22 protein-coding genes and 1 tRNA gene are annotated in these 22354 nt (G+C 70.5%); 6 read left to right on the forward strand and 17 right to left on the reverse strand.

What is annotated here, in order from left to right:
* Positions 1-141 precede the first annotated feature (141 nt).
* Positions 142-215, reverse strand: a tRNA-Met gene (locus QMK28_RS18985).
* A 42-nt stretch (positions 216-257) separates the two neighbouring features.
* The gene (locus tag QMK28_RS18990) at positions 258-3212 is read right to left on the reverse strand and encodes a UPF0182 family membrane protein (RefSeq protein ID WP_326439519.1); all 2955 of its coding nucleotides are present in this window, start codon (positions 3210-3212) and stop codon (positions 258-260) included.
* 137 nt (positions 3213-3349) lie between these two features.
* Here QMK28_RS18990 and QMK28_RS18995 point away from each other — a divergent pair, with 137 nt between their 5' ends.
* Positions 3350-3910, forward strand: coding sequence for a PPA1309 family protein (locus QMK28_RS18995; protein ID WP_326439463.1), 561 nt, complete (start codon positions 3350-3352; stop codon positions 3908-3910).
* A 56-nt stretch (positions 3911-3966) separates the two neighbouring features.
* On the opposite strand, the gene QMK28_RS19000 is transcribed toward QMK28_RS18995, so the two are convergent.
* The 4 genes from QMK28_RS19000 to QMK28_RS19015 form a co-directional block, all read right to left on the reverse strand.
* Complete coding sequence (locus QMK28_RS19000; RefSeq protein ID WP_326439465.1) at positions 3967-5073, reverse strand: YlbL family protein; 1107 nt, start codon at positions 5071-5073, stop codon at positions 3967-3969.
* A gap of 123 nt (positions 5074-5196) precedes the next feature.
* Positions 5197-5367 (reverse strand): hypothetical protein, encoded by a 171-nt coding sequence (locus QMK28_RS19005; RefSeq protein WP_326439467.1) that lies wholly within the window; start codon positions 5365-5367, stop codon positions 5197-5199.
* 179 nt (positions 5368-5546) lie between these two features.
* A complete protein-coding gene (locus QMK28_RS19010) occupies positions 5547-6014 on the reverse strand; it encodes a molybdenum cofactor biosynthesis protein MoaE (RefSeq protein ID WP_326439469.1) in 468 nt (155 codons plus the stop codon).
* A 203-nt stretch (positions 6015-6217) separates the two neighbouring features.
* A complete protein-coding gene (locus QMK28_RS19015; protein ID WP_326439471.1) occupies positions 6218-7324 on the reverse strand; it encodes an SDR family oxidoreductase in 1107 nt (368 codons plus the stop codon).
* A 193-nt stretch (positions 7325-7517) separates the two neighbouring features.
* Between QMK28_RS19015 and QMK28_RS19020 the strand changes: the two genes are divergently transcribed.
* Both QMK28_RS19020 and QMK28_RS19025 read left to right on the forward strand, forming a co-directional pair.
* Positions 7518-9032: a zinc-dependent metalloprotease gene (locus QMK28_RS19020; protein WP_326439473.1), complete on the forward strand. Its 1515-nt coding sequence runs from the start codon at positions 7518-7520 to the stop codon at positions 9030-9032.
* Positions 9033-9142: 110 nt separating this feature from the next.
* Positions 9143-9652 (forward strand): NUDIX hydrolase, encoded by a 510-nt coding sequence (locus QMK28_RS19025; protein ID WP_326439475.1) that lies wholly within the window; start codon positions 9143-9145, stop codon positions 9650-9652.
* A 33-nt stretch (positions 9653-9685) separates the two neighbouring features.
* Here the strand turns inward: QMK28_RS19025 and QMK28_RS19030 are convergent, their stop codons facing one another.
* The 4 genes from QMK28_RS19030 to QMK28_RS19045 form a co-directional block, all read right to left on the reverse strand.
* Positions 9686-10444 carry an AIM24 family protein gene (locus tag QMK28_RS19030; protein ID WP_326439477.1) on the reverse strand — a complete coding sequence of 253 codons (759 nt, stop codon included), beginning with the start codon at positions 10442-10444 and terminating at the stop codon, positions 9686-9688.
* Positions 10445-10460: 16 nt separating this feature from the next.
* Complete coding sequence (locus QMK28_RS19035; RefSeq protein WP_326439479.1) at positions 10461-11144, reverse strand: AIM24 family protein; 684 nt, start codon at positions 11142-11144, stop codon at positions 10461-10463.
* 11 nt (positions 11145-11155) lie between these two features.
* Entirely contained in the window at positions 11156-12874 is a 1719-nt protein-coding gene (locus tag QMK28_RS19040; RefSeq protein WP_326439481.1) for a TerD family protein, read from the reverse strand.
* 100 nt (positions 12875-12974) lie between these two features.
* On the reverse strand, positions 12975-13574 hold the full coding sequence (locus tag QMK28_RS19045) for a M48 metallopeptidase family protein (protein WP_326439483.1): 600 nt from the start codon (positions 13572-13574) through the stop codon (positions 12975-12977).
* 229 nt (positions 13575-13803) lie between these two features.
* Here QMK28_RS19045 and QMK28_RS19050 point away from each other — a divergent pair, with 229 nt between their 5' ends.
* Entirely contained in the window at positions 13804-15096 is a 1293-nt protein-coding gene (locus QMK28_RS19050) for a ThiF family adenylyltransferase (protein WP_326439485.1), read from the forward strand.
* Positions 15097-15169: 73 nt separating this feature from the next.
* Positions 15170-16546, forward strand: a complete 1377-nt coding sequence (locus tag QMK28_RS19055; RefSeq protein ID WP_326439487.1) for an ABC1 kinase family protein — start codon at positions 15170-15172, stop codon at positions 16544-16546.
* Between the two features lie 2 nt (positions 16547-16548).
* On the opposite strand, the gene QMK28_RS19060 is transcribed toward QMK28_RS19055, so the two are convergent.
* The 5 genes from QMK28_RS19060 to QMK28_RS19080 form a co-directional block, all read right to left on the reverse strand.
* Positions 16549-16746, reverse strand: coding sequence for a hypothetical protein (locus QMK28_RS19060; RefSeq protein WP_326439489.1), 198 nt, complete (start codon positions 16744-16746; stop codon positions 16549-16551).
* A 138-nt stretch (positions 16747-16884) separates the two neighbouring features.
* Positions 16885-17211 carry a hypothetical protein gene (locus QMK28_RS19065; protein WP_326439491.1) on the reverse strand — a complete coding sequence of 109 codons (327 nt, stop codon included), beginning with the start codon at positions 17209-17211 and terminating at the stop codon, positions 16885-16887.
* Positions 17208-17564, reverse strand: coding sequence for a WhiB family transcriptional regulator (locus QMK28_RS19070; RefSeq protein ID WP_326439493.1), 357 nt, complete (start codon positions 17562-17564; stop codon positions 17208-17210). The genes QMK28_RS19065 and QMK28_RS19070 overlap by 4 nt, the downstream gene beginning before the upstream one ends.
* A gap of 177 nt (positions 17565-17741) precedes the next feature.
* Positions 17742-18059 carry a hypothetical protein gene (locus QMK28_RS19075; protein WP_326439495.1) on the reverse strand — a complete coding sequence of 106 codons (318 nt, stop codon included), beginning with the start codon at positions 18057-18059 and terminating at the stop codon, positions 17742-17744.
* 163 nt (positions 18060-18222) lie between these two features.
* Positions 18223-20505 carry an ATP-dependent DNA helicase UvrD2 gene (locus QMK28_RS19080; RefSeq protein ID WP_326439497.1) on the reverse strand — a complete coding sequence of 761 codons (2283 nt, stop codon included), beginning with the start codon at positions 20503-20505 and terminating at the stop codon, positions 18223-18225.
* 145 nt (positions 20506-20650) lie between these two features.
* Here QMK28_RS19080 and QMK28_RS19085 point away from each other — a divergent pair, with 145 nt between their 5' ends.
* Entirely contained in the window at positions 20651-20893 is a 243-nt protein-coding gene (locus QMK28_RS19085; RefSeq protein ID WP_326439499.1) for a mycoredoxin, read from the forward strand.
* A gap of 146 nt (positions 20894-21039) precedes the next feature.
* Here QMK28_RS19085 and nudC read toward each other — a convergent pair whose 3' ends face one another.
* Both nudC and QMK28_RS34335 read right to left on the reverse strand, forming a co-directional pair.
* Positions 21040-21984: an NAD(+) diphosphatase gene (gene nudC, locus QMK28_RS19090; RefSeq protein ID WP_326439501.1), complete on the reverse strand. Its 945-nt coding sequence runs from the start codon at positions 21982-21984 to the stop codon at positions 21040-21042.
* A 262-nt stretch (positions 21985-22246) separates the two neighbouring features.
* The coding region (locus tag QMK28_RS34335; RefSeq protein ID WP_443050770.1) for a hypothetical protein at positions 22247-22354 on the reverse strand (108 nt) is incomplete at its 5' end.

A 22354-nucleotide genomic window follows, 5' to 3' on the forward strand; every position in this document is an offset into this window, starting at 1 on the left:
TACACCTGGTATACCGCAGCCGGGTGTGGTCACTTCGGAGGTTTGTCGATTTCCCGATACGACGACATGTCAAACATCCGACACAGTGGTCCGAACACACAACAAGGCCCGAAGTCCGGGGACTTCGGGCCTTGTATGAAGTAGCGGGGACAGGATTTGAACCTGCGACCTCTGGGTTATGAGCCCAGCGAGCTACCGAGCTGCTCCACCCCGCGCCGTTGTGAACCAAAGGTACCACGGCGCGGGGTGGAGCTTGTTCAGCTGCCCGGCTTCTTGTCCTTGTCCCCGGGCTTGTCCCCTGACTTGTCCGGGGACTTGCCGGCTGACTTCCTCTTCTCGGCGGCCTTGGCCTCCGCGTCGGCGGCCCGCTGCAGCGCGTCCCCCAGGTTCTGCTGGGCTTCGCCGTAGGCCTTCCAGTCCTTGGCCTCGAGGGCCTTCTCGCCGTCCTCGAAGGCCTTTTGGGCGTCCTTCACGGCTTCCTGCACCGTCGGGTCCTCGGAAGGCTGCCCGGTGTCACCCTGGCCCGGTGGCTTCGTCGTGCCGCCAGGTTCGGAACTGCCTTCGCCGAAGACCTTGTCCAGCGCCTCCCCGAGAGTGTTCTCGAAGGCGGTCTGATCCCCGTAGGAGACCAGAACCTTCTTCAGCAACGGGTAGTTGGTGCCGGCGCCCCGGACGTAGACCGGTTCGACGTAGAGCAGACCACCGCCCAGTGGCACCGTGAGCAGGTTGCCGTACTCGACCTGCGAGTCGCCTCTCTTCAAGATATTGATCTTGTCGGCGATCTCGGTGTCCGAGTTGAACTTGCTCTGCACCTGCTGTGGTCCCGAAACCGTGGTCTCGGACGGCAGTTTGAGGATTCTGATCTTGCCGTAATCGGCGCTCTTGGCGTTCGCGTCGACGGCCATGAAGGCGCCCAGGTTCTCCCGTTGGTTGGGAGTGAAGGTCGTCGTCAGCGAGAACGACTGCGCCTTCTGGTCCGGCATCTTCATGCTCAGGTAGTACGGCGGGACCGCGTTGCCCGACTTGTTGGTCGGGTCATCCGGGATCTGCCACACCTCACTGCCGCTGTAGAACTGCACCGGGTTGGTGACGTGGTAGCGGGTGAGCAGCTCGCGCTGCACCTTGAACAGGTCCTGCGGGTAGCGCAGGTGCTCCATCAGCTGGCCGCTGATGGCGCTCTTCTTCTCCACCGTCCCGGGGAAGGCCTTCATCCAGGTCTTCAGGACCGGGTCCTTCTTGTCCCACTGGTAGAGCTTGACCGAGCCGTCGTAGGCGTCGACCGTCGCCTTCACCGAGTTCCGGATGTAGTTGACCCGGTTCTGCTGCGCGACCACGGACCGCTGCCCGTCGGTCTCGTTCAGCGAGTCGGCCGTGGTGTCGCCGAGCGTCGTACGGGACGCGTACGGATAGCCGTTCGTCGTCGTGTAGGCGTCAATGATCCACTTGACCCGGCCGTCCACCACCGCGGGATAGGCGTCGCCGTCGATGGTCAGCCACGGGGCGACCGCCTCGACGCGCTCCTTGGGTGTCCGGTTGTAGAGAATCCGCGACCCCTCGCCGATCGCTCCGGAGTAGAGGATCTGCGGCTCGCCGAAGGCCACCGCGTAAGCGGCCCGGTTCACCGGGTTGGAGAGGTCGACACCGCTCTTGCCCTTGTAGCTGTAGCTCTTCTCACCGGTGTCGTCGGAGTAGTCGAGCTCCTTCTGCGGGCCGCCGACGATCGAGTACTGCGAGGTCTTCTCGCCGTAGTAGATCCGCTGCTGGTAGTCGCGCAGCTCGCCCTTGGCGGGGAGGTCCTTCTCGGTGAAGTCCGGCGCGCCGGTCCGCACCGTCCCGGTTCCCTTGGCGGCGATCGCGCCGTAGCCGTGGGTGAACTTGAAGTGGTCGTTGATCCAGCTGCGCTCGGGGATGCCGCTGATGTTCAGCTCGCGCAGACCGATGACGGTGTCCTGCTCCTTGCCGTCCTCGTTCTTGTAGCGGTCCACGTCCAGGGTCGCGGGGAACTGGTAGTAGCCGCGCACCCGCTGGAGCTGCTGGAAGGTGGGCGAGACGACGTTCGGGTCGAGCAGCCGGATGCTCGCGGTGCTGTCCGCGCCCGCGCGCAGCTTCGCGTTGTCCTCCTTGGACTTGGCCTCGAAGTCGCCCTTGTACTCCTTGACCTGGGAGCCGGCGATGTCGTAGGCCTTGCGCGTCGCGTCGATGTTCTTCTTGATGTACGGCGTTTCCTTGGCCTGCTCATTCGGCTGGACCTGGAACTTCTGCACGATCGCCGGGTAGAGCCCGCCGATCAGGATCGCCGAGAGCACCATCAGCCCGAAGCCGATCACCGGCAGCTGCCAGGTGCGCCGCCAGAGCGTCGCGAAGAACAGCACCGCGCAGATGACCGCGATGCAGAACAGGATCGTCTTGGCCGGCAGATAAGCGTTGGCGTCGACGTACCGCAGGCCGGTCCAGCCCTCGGTCGACTTCAGACCGCTGGACTTCACCGCCAGGCCGTACCGGTCGAGCCAGTACGCGACGGCCTTGAGCGCCACGAAGATGCCGAGCAGCACCGACAGATGGCCGGTGGCCGCCGAGGTCGCCCGCGCGCCGGGGCTGGTGATGCGCAGCCCGCCGTACAGGTAGTGCACCAGCGCGGCGGCGATCAGGCAGAGCACCGCCGCCGCGAAGCCGAAGCTCAGCAGGAACCGGAACCAGGGCAGGTCGAACGCGTAGAACGCCACGTCCATCTTGAACTGGGGGTCCTTCTGACCGAAGGACACCCCGTTGACCCACATCAGCCAGGTCCGCCACTGCCCGGACGCGGACGCCCCGGCGATGAGCCCGATCAGGGCCGTGACCCCGAGCAGCACCCACTTCTTGTACGGGGCGATGCCCATCCGGTAGCGGTCGAGACTCTGTTGTTCCAGCGACATCGCGCTGAGCGGCGGCCGGAGCCGGTGGGCCAGCCAGATGTTGACCCCGACGGCCGCGGCCATCAGGAGTCCGAAGAAGAAGAAAAGACCGATCTTGGTCCACAGGGTGGTGGTGAAGACCGATGAGTACCCGACCGAGCGGTACCAGAGCCAGTCGGTCCAGAACCCCGCGAACATGACGAACGCCATGGCCAGCACGGCCAGTACGCCAACGGTCATGAGCAGGGTCCGGACGCGCCGGGACGGTCGGCCGACTCTGATCCGCGGGCCGGTCGGGCCTCCGCCGCGGTCCGGCATCTGGAAAGCCAAGGTGCGCACCTCGAAGAATCGCTGTCGAATAAGCGGGCCCGGTGATACTAGGGCCCACCTGTAGCAACTTACTCAGGCTTTACCCAGTTCCCGTTTCCGGGGACGAACCAGGCAGGATATTCAGCATGTCCAACCCTTCCAGCGACGGCACCCCCCTCGCATCGAGCCCACTCACCCGTGCCGTACTCGAAATCGACGCGTATTCGGCCGGACTCGGCTGGGACAAGCCCGCCCGTCTCTTCGCCCTGGTCGACACCGCTCGGCTGCGCAGCCAGGAGCCCGGCCTCGCGGCCCAGCTCGGCCTGGACGACCCCGGGAACACCTCGGCGGCTCTCACCCCCATCGAGCAGGACGAACTGCCCCCGGGCAAGGCGCTCGACGAATTCCTCGGCACCGTCGCCTGGCCGGACTCGGTCGTCGGCTGCGCCATGACGGTGGAGCGGCTGATGCTGCCGGCCTCCGCGGAAGGCGCGGTTCCGGAGGGTCTGAACGAGGCCAAGCTGGCCGACTGGGTCGCCCGGCACCCGGACCGCCAGGAGGTGCGGATGACGGTCGCGGTGCTGCGGGACGGGGCGCGGGAGTCCGCCGTGCGGCTGCGCGAGAAGGACTCGGCGACCGAGGTGCTCACCGGCGCGGGCCTGGTGCCGGGACTCGCCGAGGCACTGGCCGCGACCTTCGAGGCGTAGACCTTCGAGGCGTAGCGCGGGGCCGTTCCGCGAAGGCTGCCGTTCCAGTGGACCGGTCAGCCTGTCGCGCACTGCGACAGGCCGGCCGTGTCCCCCTTGCGGATGTGCTCCAGGGCGCCCAGCGCGTCGTCGATGGTGCCGACCTTCACCAGGGTGAGGCCCTCCGGGACATCCTTGGCCGCGGCGGCGCAGTTGTCCTTCGGCGTGAGGAAGTACTCGGCGCCCTTGCCGCGCGCGCCGACGGTCTTCATCTCGATGCCGCCGATCGGGCCGACCTTGCCCTTCTCGTCGATCGTCCCCGTGCCGGCGACGAACTTTCCGCCGGTGAGGTCGGCCGGGGTGAGCTTGTCGACGATGCCGAGGGAGAACATCAGCCCGGCGCTGGGGCCGCCGACATCGGCCAGCTTGATGTCTATGTCGAACGGGAAGGTGTGGTCGATCCCGGCCTGGATGCCGACGATCGCGCGGCCGTCGCCCGGCGCCTTCTTGGTGGTGACGGGGACGAGCTTGCCGCCCTTGACCCGCTGGCCGGCCTTCGGCTCCTTGCCCGCCTTGGCCGCCGCCGCGGCCGTCTTGGCGGGGATGAGGGAGAAGACGACCTTCTCGCCGGGCTTGTGCTCGGTGACGAGCTTCGCGACGTCTCCGGGCTCCTTGACCGCCTTGCCGTCCACGGCCTTGACGACGTCGCCCGCGTGCAGCTTGCCTTCGGCCGGGCTGTCCTTGACGACGGTGGAGACGATCACCTGGGAGCCGACCGGAATCTTCAGTTCCTTGAGCGCGGCGACCTTGGCGCTCGCCTGCGACTGGCTGAACTCCTCGGCGTTCTCCTGGTTGGCCTGCTCCGCCGACTGGCCGTCCGGGTAGAGCGTGGTGTGCGGGACGACCGCGTTGTCGTGGGTCAGCCAGCCGTAGACCGCCTCGACCAGGTTCATCCGGTAGTCGGCGCCGGTGACGCGGACCGTCGTCATGTTGAGGTGGCCGGACGTGGGGTAGGTCTTGCGGCCGGAGATGTTCAGCACCGGCTCGCCGCCATGGTCGCCCAGGGTGTTCACCGTCGGTCCGGGGGACATCTCGGAGTAGGGCACGGTGATCAGCACCCCCGCACAGAGCAACGCGATCAGTATGAGGGTGGAGGCGAGCATCGTCGCAGTGCGGCGTGGCATGGAACGACAGTACGGGACAGGTATGACACCCGACCTCCGGGGCCGGTCCGTCCGTGGCAGGGCCTCGGCCGCAGTGCGGGGCGCGTCGGCCGCCGTACCAGCAGCGCGTCCGCGCCGGTCGTGTCAGGCGGCGTCGGTGCGGGGCTCCGGCCGCTCCATCGCCTCGCGGAACCGTGCGTATCCGGCGAGTTCGGCGACGTCGGCCACCTTGCGGTGACGGGTCGCCCAGGCGCTCCACACCGCGGCGAACACAGCGGCGAGTACCGGAATGAGCAACCAAGCGAGCGCCGCCATACCGGTCTCCCAACCCCTAAATGCAACTTCAACTGACAGATGAGCAGATTAACCATCCGACAGTGCAACGCTCACGGCAGGGGGTGGGTTACGCAACCGGAGACCGGGCTCACCGGGGTCCGACCGCGCGTTCGGTGCCGCGTTCGGTGCCGCGTTCAGTGCCGCGTTCGATGCCACGTTCAGTGCTCGCAGGCGCCGACCCACTCATCGGTCCCGTCCGCGAACGTCTGGTGCTTCCAGATCGGGACCTCGGCCTTGAGGTCGTCGATGAGCCGGCGGCAGGCCTCGAAGGCCGCTCCCCGGTGCGGGCAGGAAACCGCGACGATCACGGCCGGTTCACCCACGGCCAGCTCGCCGACCCGGTGCACGGCCGCCATGGCCCGTACGGGGAAGTCCGCGGCCACCTTCTCGGCGACCCGGCGCATCTCGGCCGTGGCGGTGGGATGGGCGGAATAGCCGAGCCTGGCGACGTCGGCGCCGCTGTCGTGATTGCGCACGGTGCCGACGAACAGCGCCGTACCGCCCGCCGAGTCGTCCCCGACGGCCGCGAGGACCTCGTCGACGGAGAGCGGCGTGTCACGGATCGCGAGCAGCCGGATCGGGTCCGGGGTCGCGAGCTCACCTGGGTGGTCGTGCGTGCGTGCCATGGGTCCATCGTGCCGCACCGGCCGGCGGATTCGGAATAGACGTTTCACCAGGTCCGGGGGTGGCGGGACTGGAGGATCACCGGAGACTCGCGGGCGGAGCCGCCGCACGGCCGGAGGGCTTCCGCGGGCTGTCCCCGAACAGACCCGGAAAGCTCCGGGGCGCTGCCGCCCGACGCGCTCCGGGGACTCCGGCGGCTCCGCCGCTAGCGCCGCCTGGCCTTCCGGACCCGGCGGACCAGCGCCGCCGTGCCGACCAGCGCGACCGTCGCGCCCGCGGCGCCCAGCGTCGTGGCGTCCTTACGGCCCAGCCTCCGGCCCGCGACGGTGTGCCGTCCGGCGACTTCCTCCAGCAGCTCGGCCAGCACCTCTTCGTTGGTCCACCGCGGCCGCCAGCCCGCCTCGTGCAGCTTGCTGCCGCTGACCACCCAGGGGTGCATCGTGTACGCGAGGTCGCCGGCCGGAGAGGGCGTCAGGCCCAGCCGGTGCAGCCGGGAGGCCGCGCCCAGGGCGATCGCCGAGGGCAGTTCCATCCGCCGGATGCCGGTCAGCTCCTCGACCTCCTCCTGCTCCAGCCAGCCGTCGCAGCCGACCGCCAGCTCCCCGTCCACCTTTTCCAGGGCGGCGTACTCCAGTGCGGTGACCAGGTCCTCCACATGGCAGAACTGCCAGGTCGGCCGGGAGCCGGCGACGACCAGCAGCCGCGGCGACTCGAAGTAGCGGGTCAGCGCGGTGTCCGTGCCGCCGACCAGCACGCCGGGGCGCAGCACGGTGACGTTCAGGCCGGGGTGCGCGCGGGGCGCGCGGCGGCCGAGCCGTTCGATCTCCAGCAGGTCGCCGACGCCGGTGGCCTCGGCGGTGGCGCGCAGCTCGGCGTCCTCGGCGAGCGGCACGTCGTTGTCGGGCAGCGCGCCGTAGACCATGGCTGAAGAGCACAGCACGACGCGGTGCACACCGACCGCCGCGGCTGCGGTCAGCACGGTCTGGGTTCCGCGCACGTTGTAGGCCGTTCGGGCGGCGGGGTCGGTCTCCAGGTCGAGGTCGAGGGCGAGGTGCACGACGACGTCCGCGCCGCGCAGTTTCTCGGCGATGGCGGGATCCCGTACGTCCAGGACATGCCAGTGCGCTTCGGCCGCCTCCCCCCTGCGCTCGTCGATGGCCACGACTTGTTTGACTTCTTCGGAGTTCACTAGCTGTTGCGTGAGCAGGGCGCCGACTCCGGAGGCGGCACCCGTGACAGCGATGACGGGGCGGCGCGCGGCTCTGGCTCGACCGTTTCGCGCTGCGCGAACGTGCGGATCTGGGGAACTCACCGGGCGTCTCCAGCGGTTGTCTTCAGTACGTACTCGTGTAGACGCGTACGTACCAGGTGGCGTCCATCCTGCCGCAGTAACCGGGACAGCGGAGCACCGAGCCCCGAAGCGGGCAGGGTGTCTAGGCTGGGTTGTGTATGTCGGGCAGTCGCCGTCGGCCTCGGGCCGGCGGCCCTACGAGCCGAGGAAACCCGTGAGTGACAACCCATTTGGATTCGGCCTTCCGCCGGAGGAGCCGGAGGACGGCGACGACGGTAAGAAGCAGGGCGGTCAGGGACCGGTGAACCCGCTCGGGTTCGGCGGCGGCTCAGGCGCGGACAATCCGTTCGCCGCGCTCTTCGGAGGCATGGGCCCGTCCGGTGCCATGAACCCGAACGACCTGGGCGCCGCGTTCCAGAAGCTGGGCCAGATGCTCTCGTACGAGGGCGGCCCGGTGAACTGGGACATGGCCAAGGACATCGCCCGCCAGACGGTGGCCCAGGGCACCGCGGACGGCGCCAAGGACGCGAGCGTGAGCCCCGGCGAGCGCGCGGCGGTCGAGGAGGCCGTCCGGCTCGCCGACCTGTGGCTGGACGGCGTGACGTCGCTGCCGTCGGGCTCGGGCTCGGTGGTGGCGTGGAGCCGCGCCGAGTGGGTCGAGGCGACCCTCCCGGTGTGGAAGGACCTGGTGGACCCGGTCGCGGAGCGGGTCGGGCTGGCCATGGGCGATGTGCTCCCCGAGGAGATGCAGGCCATGGCGGGCCCGCTGCTCGGCATGATGCGGTCCATGGGCGGCGCGATGTTCGGCACCCAGATCGGGCAGGCGGTGGGCGTGCTGGCCGGAGAGGTGGTGGGCTCGACCGATATCGGGCTGCCGCTGGGACCGGCGGGCAAGGCGGCGCTGCTGCCGGTGAACATCGCGGCGCTGGGTTCAGGGCTGGGCATCCCGGAGGACGAGGTGCGGCTCTACCTCGCGCTGCGCGAAGCCGCCCACCAGCGGCTCTTCGCGCATGTGCCGTGGCTGCGCTCGCATCTGTTCGGCGCTGTCGAGGGCTACGCCCGCGGCATCAAGGTGGACACCGCGAAACTGGAGGACATGGTCGGCCAGCTCGACCCCTCGCACCCCGAGGAGCTCCAGACCGCCTTGCAGCAGGGCATGTTCCAGCCGGAGGACACCCCGGAGCAGAAGGCGGCGCTCGCGCGGCTGGAGACGGCTCTGGCGCTGGTCGAGGGCTGGGTGGACGCGGTCGTGCACGCGGCGGCCTCCCCGCACCTGCCGGCCGCCGACGCGCTCCGCGAGACGCTGCGGCGTCGGCGGGCGAGCGGTGGTCCCGCGGAGCAGACCTTCGCGACGCTGATCGGGCTGGAACTGCGGCCCCGCCGGCTGCGGGACGCCTCCCGGCTGTGGGCCCTGCTGGCGGACGCGCGGGGTACGGACGGCCGGGACGCCCTGTGGGAGCACCCGGACATGCTGCCGACGGCGCAGGATCTGGACGACCCGGACGGGTTTGTGCACCACGAGCACCTGGACTTCTCCGAGCTGGACAAGATGCTCGGGGAAGCCGCGGACGGCGACCGCTCGCAGGGCGCGAAGCCGGACCTGACGAAGGGGAGCGAGGGACCTGGAGACGGTCCGGAAAAGGGTACGAAGGACGCCGCCGAGGACGACAAGGGTGGCGAGGACGGCGGCAAGGACGCCCCTGGCGACGGGGACGACAGCGCGAAGTGAGTCCTGAGCGCGGGACGACCCCGGGAGCGGAAACGATCCACTCGGCGGGCGTTCATGAGGCGGGTCCTCATGAGGCGGGCCTGCACGAAGCCGGTCTTCATCGGGACGCGGTGCGGGTCATCGAGGCGTGGCCCGCACCGGACGCCGGGCAGGAGCAGCTCCGGCTCAGCTACGCGGAGCACCTGGCCGCGCGTCCGGACGGGATGTGGAAGGCGTGCCGGGAGGGTCACATCACCGCCAGCGCGCTGGTGATCGACCCGGTCGGCGAGCGGGTGCTGCTGACGCTGCACCGCAAGCTGCGGATGTGGCTCCAGATGGGCGGGCACTGCGAGCCCGGTGACGCCCGGCTCGCGGACGCGGCGCTGCGCGAGGCCGCCGAGGAGTCGGGGATCGTCTCCGGCCTGGAGCTGTTGCCGGGCGGGCCGGTCCGTTTGGACCGGCATTCGACGCCCTGCGCCTGGCATCTGGACGTGCAGTACGCCGCCGTCGCCCCGGCCGGTGCACTCGAGGCGATCAGCGACGAGTCGCTGGACCTGCGCTGGTTCGGATACGACGAGGTGGCGGGCGTGGCCGACGCCTCGGTCGTACGGCTGCTGGACCGCACCCGCGCGCTTCTCTAGAGGCGCGCGGGCGCGGCCCGGCCGGGACCCGCGTCAGTTGGTCCAGATGTTGCCCTGGTTCTGGCCGTGGGCGCCCTGCTGGCCCACGCCGAACTGGGCGCGCACGCCCTGGCCGATCTCCGCGTTCTGCGGCGGCATCAGCTCGCTGGGCTGGACGAGCGCGTAGCCCTGGCCGAGGAAGCTGAGCTCCCAGCCCTCGCCGGTGTTGCCGCGCCGCCGGAACACGCCCGAGGAGTGGGTCTGCGCCTGCATCTGGACCCGCAGCGAGGTGGACCAGGCGACGACCGCGTCGGCGTCCGCGTTGACGTACTTCTCCGGGGTGACCTGCATCATCAGCGGCTGGCCCGAGGTCATCAGCGCGACCTTGCCGCGCCCCGAGATGTTGAGGTTGTACTTCCCCGAACCGGAGACGCCGAACTGGCTGTCCACCGCGATCGCCTCCCAGTGCAGCGCGGAGTCGAGCGCGAGGACATAGCTGCTGTCCACCGTCAGCCCGTCCTGGTCCACCTCCATGATGTGGACGTACTGCGCGAGGTTGGCGAGGTAGACGGTGCCCTGGCCTGAGCAGCGCATCAGGTCGAGGCCCTCGCCGGTGTTGGCGCGGGCCCGGCGCTGGCCCTGGGTCTGGTACTCACCGTCGAATTCGAGCAGCCCCTGGTAGGCGACCATCGCGCCCTTGCGGGCGAGGACGTCGTCGTGGCCGGTGAGGCCGATCCGCAGCAGCTGCGGATTCTGCAGGGCGTACCGCTCCTGCGTCTGGTTCTCGGTGTATCCGAAAAGCGGGCTCTGCATGGTTTCCCGTTCCCCCTCAGCCCCGGGCCCGGAGCCGGTCGGTGCTGTCCTCGCTGGGCTGTACGACGACGAATCCCTGGCCCGAGAAGGCGATCTGGTACGCCTCACCGCTGCCCCGGCCGAGCATCGAGGATGCCTTGAAGCTGCGCTTCCCCTTCATCTTCAAACCGGTGGACCACGCGACGAGCGCGTCCGGGTCCACATAGGTCTCGTCCGCGCCGCTGCCGCAGTCGACGACGATCGGGGCGCCCCGGGAGGTCAGGGCGACCCAGCCGGTGCCGGAGACTCCGACGTTGAACAGACCCTGTCCGGCGAACTTGGCCATCCCCTTGACCCGCTGGACGCCCCACTGGAGGTGGGCGTCGAAGGCGAGCAGGTTGGTGCCGTTGACCGAGACGGAGTCGTTGTCGAGGTTCACGCAGATGACGTCCGCGCCGTAGTCGGCGAGGTAGAGCAGGCCGTCACCGCTGCACTTCATCAGCGGCGCGCCTTCGCCGGTGAGCCACTGGGACGCCATCTGGCGCACCGCGGGCGGGTTCGGCTCGTACTGCACGAAGCCCTCGTACGCGACCATCGAGCCGGTGCGCGCGAAGAGGTCCTGGCCGCTCTGCATGGCGACCTTGAGCATGCTGCTGCCGTGGTTCTCCATACGGGCTGCGGCCGGCGTGGGGGCGTAGCCCGCGATCATTTGCTGGTCCATGACGGGCTCCCTTAGACCTCGTAGGGCTGAACGACGATGAAGTTGCCGGGCGCACCGCGGAACTGGAGGTTCACGGTCTCCCCGCTGTGGCCGGGGTAGGCGTTCCTGCGCAGCCGCACCTGGCTGGAAATGATCACCTGGGAGGCCGCGGACCAGGCGACGATGGCGTTGCAGTCCGCGAAGGTGGTCGGCGTCACCGGCAGCACCACCGGCGTGCCCTGGGTCTTCACGATGACCGTGCCCGTGCCCTGGAACTGCATGGTGAACAGCGCGCCGCCGGGGATGCCGTGGCCCTCGATGCGGCGCACCTCGTGCTGAAGCGACTCGTCGAAGGCGAGCACGTTCTCGGCGGAGACGCAGATCGCGTCGCCCTGTAGCTCGATGGGGTGGACATGGGCGGCGTTCTCCGCGAAGAAGACCTGCCCCTGGCCCGTGCAGCGCATCAGCTGCATCTCCTGGCCGGTCGCGTTGCCGACGATCCGGCCGCGGAAACCCGCGCCCTTGTAGCTGAAATCGACCTTGCCCTGGTAGAGCACCATGCTGCCCTGGCGGGCCAGGACCGGGCTCGCGTCGGCACCGAGATCGACCCGGATCAGCTTGGAGTTCTGCGGCGTCCAGCGCTGGCCGGTCGGTGCTTCGCGGTACTTCTGCAGCGCCGCGCCGAGGCCGGCGACGGCAGCGCCCTGGGGGGCCGCCTGCGGCTGACCGTACGGGCCCGGCTGACCCTGCTGGCCGGGGACCTGACCGGGTTGCGGCTGGCCGGGGAACTGGCCCGGCGCGCCCGGGGGGCCCTGCGGTTGGCCCTGCGGATAGCCGTACGACTGCCCTGGCGGCTGGCCCTGGGGTTGCCCGTACGGCTGGTTCGGCACTCCGGGCGGCGGGATCTGGCCACCTTGCGGCGGCGGCTGCTGACCGGGGTACTGGCCGGGCGGTGCCATCGGGGCGGCGATGGTGGGCGCCCCGTGCATCTGCTGGCTGCCGGGAGCGGGCGGTGTCGCGCCCTGCGGCGGCGCGAAGCTCTGCGTGGCGGCCGGCTGGGCCGGTTGGGGCTGCTGCGGTACGGCCGGCGGTGCGCCCTGCGGCGGACCGAAGTCGGGCGCGGGCTGCGCGGCGGCGGGCGGAGCGCCGAAGCCGGGGGCCGCGCCGCCCGGCGGGGGCGCGAAACCGGGAGCGGCCGCCGGCGCCTGCGCCGGTGGCTCCTCCTCCGCGACCTCACCTCCGAAGTTCTTCAGCAGCGCGTCGAGGCCGCCGTCGAACCCCTGGCCGACGGCGGCGAAGCGCCATACGTCCTTGAGGTAGAAGTCGCCGAGCATCACGGCGCGCTCGGTGCTGAACTCGGCGCCCGTGAAGGCGTAGCGGACGACTTCCTCGCCGCCCGCCACGATCCGGATGTAACCGGGGCCGACCTGCGACATCTGTCCCGCGCCGTCGAGCGTCGCGGTGAACGAGAGCCGCTGGATCCGTGCCGGAACGCGGTCGAGCGTCACCCGGAAGGATTCGGTGTCGCCGGCCTGCTCGCCGAGCTGCTGGATCGACTCCTCGGGCGATTTCGGCTGATTGAAGAAGATGAAGTAGCGGTCGTCGGAGAGCTGCTCATTGGCGTCGAGCCCGAAACAGCTGATGTCGAAGGACAGGCCGGGCCCCGCGATCTGCACGCCTACGTACAGATCCGTCCCTGCTGTCAGGTCACTGATCTTGGCCTTGTGGCCGCGCTGGAATTCCCTGGCCATACGTAACGACCGTCCCCCGTTCGGATACCACCATTGCGTTGCGCGCCAGGCTAACCGCTGGCGCGGACATGAGGCGATGCCGGGGCGCAGATCGTCAGGCTCATTCCGGGCGGGCCTCGGGCAACTGCGGCAGCCGGTCCGCCGCGACCACTCCTTCGAGATATCCGCGGGCCCGCTCGGTCCGCGGATACGCCTCAAGGAGCAGCCAGAAGCGCGGTCCGTGGCCGGGAACGAGCAGGTGGGCCAGCTCGTGGACGAGCACATAGTCCACGACGTACTCGGGCATGCCCTGGAGCCGGTGCGAGAGGCGGATGCTGCCCTCGGCCGGGGTGCACGAGCCCCACCGGGTGTTCTGGTTGGTCACCCAGCGCACGCTGCTCGGCCGGGCCCGCCCTTCGAGGTACTGGACGGACAGCCGCTCGGCGCGGGCCGCGAGTTCGCTGTCGCCCAGGACCCGCTTGCTCTCCTGGGCCGCCAGTTTGTCCAGCATCACATGGACCCAGCGCTGCTCCTCGGCCTCGGACATCCGGGCCGGGATGAGCACGACCGTGCGGTCGCCCTCCCGGTACGCGGAGACCGTTCGGCGGCGGCGCGCACTGCGGCGGACCTCGACCGCGCTCGTCCCGGACCCGCGGGTCGGCGGGCTCGGGGCGCTGCTGTGCTGTGTTTCTCCGGCACGGTGCGAGGGATCGGCGGGCACGTCTCGACGTTACCTGCTGGTGGCGGCGGAAGTCCCGTCCCCGAGCCGGTTCACGGACGAAACAAGCCGTGACACCCGCTGAGCCCCGCATCGGTTGTACGACTATTGCCACCGCCTGTGGACAACTTTCGACGCGTTTCGAGCGGACCGGGCAAGGTGGAAACCGTCCGACGGGAGCGGACCGGCGAACGGGCCGGCCGACAGGCCCGCCGGTCAGGGGGAGGCGACGATGCATCCGATGCTCAAGCCCGCGCTGCGGCGCGGCTGGCGCGACCGGCAGACCGTGCAGTTCGGGGTGGCGCCGGCGCACGCGGTGGTGCTGGGCCCGGTGGACACCGCGACGGGCAGTTTCCTGGACCTCATCGACGGCACCCGCGGCCTGCCCCTGCTGCACCGGGAGGGCCGGGCGATGGGGCTGTCGGCCGAGCGGATCGACGGGCTGCTGGAACGGCTGGCCGGGGCGGGTCTGATCGACGACCCGACGCGTGCGGGCAGCCGCGACCGGGTGGGCGGAACCCCTGTGAACAGCGGATTCATGAGTGGCGACGGCAGCGGCAGCCCGCCCGGCGCGGGGCTTGGCGGCGGGCAGGAGTCCTTCGACCGGTTGCGGCCCGATCTGGCCTCGCTGTCCGTGGTGCATCCGGAGCCGGACGGCGGCTGGGCGCGGTTGGCGGCGCGCCGGGCGACGCGGGTGCAGGTTCGGGGCGCGGGGCGGGTCGGTGCGGCGGTCGCCGCGCTGCTGTCGGCGGCCGGAGTGGGGCAGGTCGATGTGCTGGACGGTGGCTGCGTGGAGGCCTGGGACGTCAGCCCCGCCGGGGTGCCGGCCGACCGGATCGGCGAACGGCGGGACGCGGCGGCGCGCCGAGCGGTACGGAGCGCGGCTCCCGGTCGGCGCTGGTCACGGGAGGCGAGAGCGGTCGGGGCAGCCGCGCCCGCCGGGCTCGCACCGTCCGAGGCCGCCGTGCCTACCGGGATCGCGCCGTCCCGGGCTGCCGCGCCCGCCGGGCTCGCGCTGGTGGTGATCGCTCCGCGCGACGGGCTCGCCGCGTACGCCCCCGATCTGGCCTCGGCCGAACCGCTGCTGGCCGCGGGGACGCCCCATCTGTTCGCCGGAGTGATCGAGGCCACCGGCGTGGTGGGCCCCCTCGTGCTGCCCGGCGGGACGGCGTGCGCACGCTGCGTCGAACTGGCCCGGACCGAGATCGAGCCGGCCTGGCCCCGGATGCTCGCCCAATGGCGCTCGGGACGCGGCGCGGGCAGGGGCAGGGGCACGGCGGGGCTGGCTTGCGACGTCGCACTGGCGACAATGGTGGCGGGAATCACAGCCGCGTACGCGCTTTCTTTCCTCGACGGCGACCGCGCTCCGTGTGCGAATGCCCGCTGGGAGTTCGCACTGCCTGATTTGTCATGGGTTCAACGACCACTTGGGCCCCATCGCGACTGCGGCTGCGGTGCGGCCGGATCATCCGAACCTGAATCCGCCTCGGTCACCGGTGCCCGGCGCGGGACAATGGCCGGGTAGCCACGGTTCGCGGTGCGGACAGTGGTGTTCCGGGGGGTGCCCCCGGAGAGCGCAGTGGGAGTTGGAGGGGCGTATGTCTGATCTTCCCCGCAAGGCGGTCACCCGAACCGCCAAGCTGGCCGCGTTGCCCTTGGGGTTCGCAGGCCGGGCCACCTGGGGGCTCGGCAAGCGCATCGGCGGGCGGTCCGCGGAGATCGTCGGACGCGAGTTGCAACAGCGCACGGCGGAACAACTCTTCCGGGTTCTGGGAGAGTTGAAGGGCGGGGCGATGAAATTCGGCCAGGCCCTCTCCGTCTTCGAGTCGGCGCTGCCGGAGGAGATCGCGGGGCCCTACCGGGCCGCGCTGACCAAGCTCCAGGAAGCCGCACCACCCATGCCGACCAGCACGGTCCACGCGGTGCTGGAGAAGCGGCTCGGCGCGGACTGGCGGGACCTCTTCCAGGAGTTCGAGGACAAGCCCTCGGCCGCGGCCTCCATCGGGCAGGTGCACCACGCTCTCTGGCACGACGGCCGCGAAGTAGCGGTCAAGGTGCAGTACCCCGGCGCCGGCGAGGCCCTGTTGTCCGACTTGAACCAACTGGGCCGCTTCGCCCGGCTGCTGGGCCCGCTGATCCCCGGCATGGACATCAAGCCGCTGATCAACGAACTGCGCGACCGGGTGTCGGAGGAGCTGGACTACGAGCTGGAGGGCCAGGCGCAGCGGGCGCACGCGGCGGAGTTCGCCGGCGACCCGGACGTCTCGGTGCCTGATGTGGTGCACCAGTGCGACCAGGTTCTGGTGACGGAGTGGATGCGCGGAGTGCCGCTCTCCGAGGTGATCACCGACGGCACCCAGGAGGAGCGGGACCGGGCCGGGCAGTTGCTGGCCCGTTTTCTCTTCTCGGGCGCGGCCCGCACCGGTCTGCTGCACGCCGACCCGCACCCGGGCAACTTCCGGCTGCTCACGGACGACGCCCCGGCCGGGCCGCCGGAGAAGTGGCGGCTCGGCGTGCTCGACTTCGGCACGGTGGACCGGCTGCCCGGCGGGCTCCCGGAGACCATCGGCAGGTCACTGCGGATGACGCTGGCCGGCGACGCGGACGCGGTCTACACGCAGCTGCGCGAGGAGGGCTTCGTCAAGTCGTCGATCGAGCTGTCGGCGGAGGACGTGCTGGACTATCTGCTGCCCATCATCGAACCGGCGCTGGCCGAGGAGTTCACCTTCACCCGGAGCTGGATGCGGTCCCAGGCGGCCCGGATCGCCGATCCGCGCTCGCCCGCCCATCAACTGGGCAAGCAGCTCAATCTGCCGCCCTCGTATCTGCTGATCCACCGGGTGACGATGAGCACCATCGGGGTGCTCTGCCAATTGGGCGCGGCGGTTCGACTGCGTGACGAACTCACAGCCTGGCTACCGGGCTTCGCCCCGGAGCGGAAGCCGGAGGCCGAGGTGGCGGACACCCCGGCCTGACCTCACCACCAGTCCGAGTCGAGCCGCCCCTCGATCGCCCGGATGTTGGTTCGGCCGCAGTCGTCACAGAAGTAGCGGCGGGCGCCGTTCTCGACGGAACAGATCCAGGTCGGCGGCACTCCGTCGGCCACGGCGCCGCAGCGGGCGCACACGATGGTCTCGGCACTCATCTGTGCCGGCTGATGAGTTTTCTGGTCCACCTGGTGACGATATCCCCGCAAACCCTCCAGCGAGGGGCACAACGCTCCGCGGGGCCGGTCCGATCGGACCGGCCCCGCCGTCTGTTTCGTCTTCGCGCGGCCGAACGGGCCGCGCCCCCTACCGCGAGGGCGGTCGGGTCACTGCATGACGGCGATGGCCAGCGCGCGGCGGGCACGCAGCGAGGCGCGCTCGGCGCGCCGCTGCAGCCGCCGGGCGGCGACCAGTCGCACGGCCCTGCGTTCGGATTCGGCTTCGCTCAGGCGTTCGTGCATATGCGCACGAGCCATGGCTTCTGGGATGAGTTGCATCTCGCGGGTCCTGTTCTGGCGTGAGGTGGTCGCACCGGAAGTGGTGCGGGAAGAGGTGCCCGTGGCGGGCGGCTCGGTGAGGAACAGCTGCATCGTCGGGACCTGTTTCTTGGGTTCGTGCGTCTTGGGGCGGTCGATGGTTCCGATGATGTTCATGCAGCGACCGGGTTCTTGCGCGGACGGCCACGCGGACGCTTGCGGGCCACGACGACGCCCTGCACGAAGAGCTCGCCGCCCCAGACGCCCCACGGCTCGCGGCGGTCCTTGGCCCCGGCGAGGCAGGCATCGCGGACGGGGCAGGTCTGACACAGGGACTTGGCGTACTCGACGTCGGCCGGGGACTCGGCGAAGAAGACCTCGGGGTCGAACGTCCGGCACGGCACGGGTACGCCGAGTCGCTCGATCTCGTCGTCGAGCTCAGTGAGGGGCAGCAAGGGGGCCTCCGTGGGGTCGGGCGGGGGGATCACTTCGGAATTCGGTACGGACGGGGCGTGCGCTTTGAGTTGCACGGTGGTGTTGTTCCTCGTCTGTCGTTCCGGCCGGTGGGCCGGGCTGTTGGTCGGTACCGGGGGTGGTGCTGTTCCGAGGCGCCTTCGGTCTGCTTCCGGAGGGTGTCCGGAAAAACAGAAGGGCCGCGGATCCCGGTGGGGATTCCGCGGCCCTGAAGGTGCCGACCTGATCGTGGATCAGGCTGGATCGCTCCAGGGTTCGAGCCCGCGGAAGGGCCACATCGTGTGGTGCTGCGTCTGTCCATTGCCGCCTGTGGCGCCGGCACCATTGGTCGCCGCCGCAACAGAGGCATAGGCGGATGCCTGTGCTTGTGCCGCCGCTGCAACCGCGGCTGCCTTGGTCGGTCGCGCGGTGCGCTCTCGGATCGGGAGGACCGCGAGGGACACCGGTCGTACGGCGCTGACGCCGGGCAGACTGGTGACGGGCAGCGAAGAGCCGAGCGGGCAGGTGGCGACGACAGGACGATCGGTCATTTTGGTGATGAAGCTGATCACGGGTCTTCGCCTCCTCTCGGCGTCTATGGGACCGGCCGGGGCCGGTCCGTGCTGGTGGTTCTTGTTCAGTACAGCACGAATCCATCGGTTCTTGGAAGAGCCGTTGTCTTCGTCGTTGTCTTCGTGTTCGGAAGGCTATGGGTATGCGCTCCGCGGGCGCAAACTATTTTTCCAACGAGTTTTCCGCCACGCCGGCGACGGGCTCCGCCGGCCCCTCAGCAGCGGCGTCACCCGCCGCAGCCGGTGGGGCGAGCTCCTCCCCCGCGCACAGCGCCAGCACATCGGCGCCGTACTTGCCGATCTTGCGCATGCCCACCCCCGCGATCGCCGACAGCTCGGACTCGCCGCGCGGCACCGCCTCGGCGATGGCCATCAGCGTCTTGTCGGTGAAGACGCAGTACGCGGGCTGGCCGATCGTCTTCGCCTGCTCCGCGCGCCAGTCGCGCAGCCGCTCGTACAGCGCCTCGTCGAGGTCGGAGGGGCAGCCGTCGCAGCGCATCAGCTTGATGTCGCCCGCGTCGGTGAGCGTGCGCCCGCATACCCGGCACAGCACCGGGCCGTGTTTACGGCGCTTGACGGCCGGTCCGCGCTCGATGCCGCCCCTGCCCGGCGCCGGGACTGTTCCCGGGCCGCCGCGCACCGCGGAGCCCGGCCGCAGCCCGCTCAGGAAGCGGCTGGCGCGACGCCCGGCGCGACCGCCGGGGGACCGGGCCAGCGCCCACGAGAGACCCAGGTGCAGCCGGGCGCGGGTGACGCCGACGTACAACAGCCGGCGCTCCTCCTCGACCTGTTCGTCGGTCTTGGCGTAGGTGATCGGCATCATGCCCTCGGTGAGACCCACCAGGAAGACGGCGTCCCACTCCAGGCCCTTGGCCGCGTGCAGCGAGGCGAGGGTGACGCCCTCGACCGTCGGCGCGTGCTGGGCGTTGGCGCGCTCGTCGAGCTCGCCGACCAGGTCCCCGAGGGTCGCCGTCGGCTTGACCCGCGAGAAGTCCTCCGCGAGCCGGACGAGCGCCGCGAGCGACTCCCAGCGGTCCCGGACCGCGCCGGAGCCCGAGGGGGCCTGTGCCGTCCAGCCCTTGGTGCCGAGCACGGCCCGCACTTGGGAGGGCAGCCCGACGGCGTCGTCGAGCAGGGCGTCGTTGCCGCCCGCGCGGGCGGCGCCGCGCAGCGCGATGCCGGCCTCGCGCACCTCGGGCCGCTCGAAGAACCGCTCGGCGCCGCGCAGCTGGTACGCCACGTTCTTGTCGGCGAGGGCCTGCTCGTAGACCTCCGACTGGGCGTTGACGCGGTAGAGCACCGCGATCTCGCTGGCCGGGACTCCCGAGTCGATCAGCTCGCGGATACGGCGGGCGGTGCCCTCGGCCTCAGCCGGCTCGTCCGCGTACTCGGTGTAGACCGGCTCGGGGCCGGGGCCGCGCTGCGAGACCAGCTCCAGGCGGTGCTCGGCGGCCCGGCCGCGGGCCTGCGACAGCAGCCCGTTGGCCAGATGCACGACCTGCGGGGTGGAGCGGTAGTCGCGGATGAGCTTCACGACGGTCGCGCCCGGGTGCCGGGTGCGGAAGTTCAGCAGGTGGTCGGGGGTCGCGCCGGTGAAGGAGTAGATCGTCTGGCTGGCGTCGCCGACCACGCAGAGGTTGTCCCTATCGCCCAGCCACAGGTCCAGCAGCCGCTGCTGGAGCGGGCTGACGTCCTGGTACTCGTCGACGACGAAGTGCTGGTACTGGTTGCGGACGTGGTCGGCGATGTCGTGCCGGTCCTGCAGGATGCCGACTGTGAGCAGCAGCACATCCTCGAAGTCGATGACCCCGCGGTCCCGTTTGAGCTGCTCGTACATGCCGTAGACCTGGCCGATCTCGGCCGGGTCCCGCGGGGCCTCACGGCTGGATTTGGCGACCGCCGCCGGGTAGTCCGCGGGCACGGTCTGAGTGACCTTGGCCCACTCGATCTCGCCGGTCACATCCCGCAGCTCGTTACGGTCCAGCCGGAGCCGGCAGCGCGCGGCGGCCTCGGCGACCAACTGGACCTTGCGCTCGACCAGCCGCGGCATCTCGCCGCCGACCGCCCGCGGCCAGAAGTAGTGGAGCTGGCGCAGCGCGGCCGAGTGGAACGTACGGGCCTGGACGCCGCCCGCGCCGAGCTGCCGCAGCCGCCCGCGCATCTCGCCCGCGGCGCGGGCGGTGAAGGTGACGGCGAGCACACTGCCGGGCTGGAGCATGCCGGCCCGCACGCCGTACGCGATCCGGTGCGTGATGGCGCGCGTCTTGCCCGTACCGGCTCCGGCCAGCACGCACACCGGTCCGTGCAGCGCCGTCGCCACTTCGCGCTGCTCGGGGTCGAGCCCCTCCAGCACCGCGTCGGCGGAGTCGGGGATCTGCGGGAAGAGCGAGGACGATGTTGACGACGCGGAGGGAGTGGAAAGGGAGAAAGGCGTTGCTGCTGTCACCCCGCCATGCTGACAGGTTCCCGGAGGCGGCCGGGTCGGTTGTCCACAGGCGTGCGGTCGCAGTCATACCGGTCCGGGAATGGCCGGGGGTGTTCGCGCGTTCCAGCACTGGCACCACCCACTGACCCTGAGGAGAGCGAAACCGATGTCGGGCACTGTGACGATGTACAGCACCACATGGTGCGGCTACTGCCGTCGGCTGAAGGGCCAGATGGAGCGCGAGGGGATCTCCTACACGGAGGTCAACATCGAGCACGACCCGGACTCGGCCGCGTTCGTGGAGAAGGTCAACGGGGGCAACCAGTTGGTGCCCACCCTGCTCTTCCCCGACGGCTCCTCGCTGGCGAACCCCTCGCTCGCGCAGGTTAAACAGAAGCTCGAGGTCTGAGCCTCCGCACACGTACCACCGCGCACGCATGCGCCTGCCGCACGTCGTGCGCATCACCGCTCATGCATCACCGCGCACGACGCGACGCGCCCGATTCAGGGGCCCGGCCCACTGGGCAGGGCCCCTGATCGCGTTCCGGCCGCGGCTCAACGGCCCGGTCCGGCCGGCAGCGGCTTGCCGTACCAGAGCTCGATCAGGCGGGCCGCGATGGAGATCCCGGACGGGGGCAGCACGACTCCGGTCTCCATCGCGGTCCGCAGGTCCTCCCGCGAGAACCAGCGGGCCTCCTGGATCTCCTCGCCGTCCACCTCGATGTGCGAGGAGGTGGCCCGCGCCGTGAAGCCGAGCATCAGGCTGGACGGGAAGGGCCACGGCTGGCTGGCGACGTACTCGACCTCGCCGACGCTCACCCCCGCCTCCTCCGCGGTTTCCCGCACGACCGCCTGCTCAATGGACTCCCCGGGCTCCACGAAGCCCGCGAGCGTCGAGAAGCGGCCTTCGGGCCAGTGCACCTGGCGGCCAAGCAGCGCGCGGTCCTCGCCGTCCGTCACGAGCATGATCACTGCGGGGTCGGTGCGCGGGTAGTGCTCCGCGCCGCACGCCTGGCAGCGCCGGACGTGGCCCGCCGCGGCGATCACCGTGCGCTCGCCGCAGCGCGAGCAGAAGCGGTGCAGCCGCTGCCAGTTCTCCAGCGCCACGGCGTGCACCAGCAGCCCCGCGTCGCGCTGGGAGAGCAGCGAGCCCACCTCGCGCAGCCCGGCGGGGCGCGCGGCGGCGTCCATGCGCCCCGGTAGTGAATCCTGCTGGAGCGCGAAGAAGCTCACCCCGGCCTCGTCCGTGCCCAGGAAGTACCGGTGCGTCTCGCTGACCGGCGCCTCGAAGGTCGGCAGCAGCACCAGCTCCGTACTGCCGTCGGGCATGTCCTCGACCATGGCCTGGCCGCCGGACACCACCAGGACCCGCGTCGTCGGGTGACTCCACGCCGCGGCGAGCCATGCCTCGTCCAGGCGGTGGTGCGCGGCGCGGTCGATGCCGCTCGACGCGCTGAGGGTGATCGGCCGGTCGGAGGTGTGCTCGGTCCAGGTGGTCACGGCTGTTTCCAACTCCCCCTACGAATGGGATCTCCCCGCTGAGGCAGCGGACGGGTGGTGCGGCTGCGCGCGTGCGCCGGGGGGCGTACGCGCCGGTGTGCTTCGGGGCGACGCGATGGGGTGGGGTGGGGTGGGGTGGGGTGGGGTGGGGTTTGGGCGGAACAAGATTTAGGCGGAACAAGCGCGGAGACAAGTACGGGCTACGGGCGGGCTGGACTCCAGGGGCTCCTGAGCGCATGAGCTGCTGACGGGAGCGGGCCGGCTAGACGGTGCGCCAATTCTCGGCCAGGTCGCCCCAGAGATAGGCCGTCGTCTCGACGCCCTTCATCAGCAGGTCCAGCTCGATCTTCTCGGTGGGCGCGTGCCAGCC

Source organism: Streptomyces sp. H27-D2, from assembly GCF_035828615.1.
Lineage (GTDB): Bacteria > Actinomycetota > Actinomycetes > Streptomycetales > Streptomycetaceae > Streptomyces.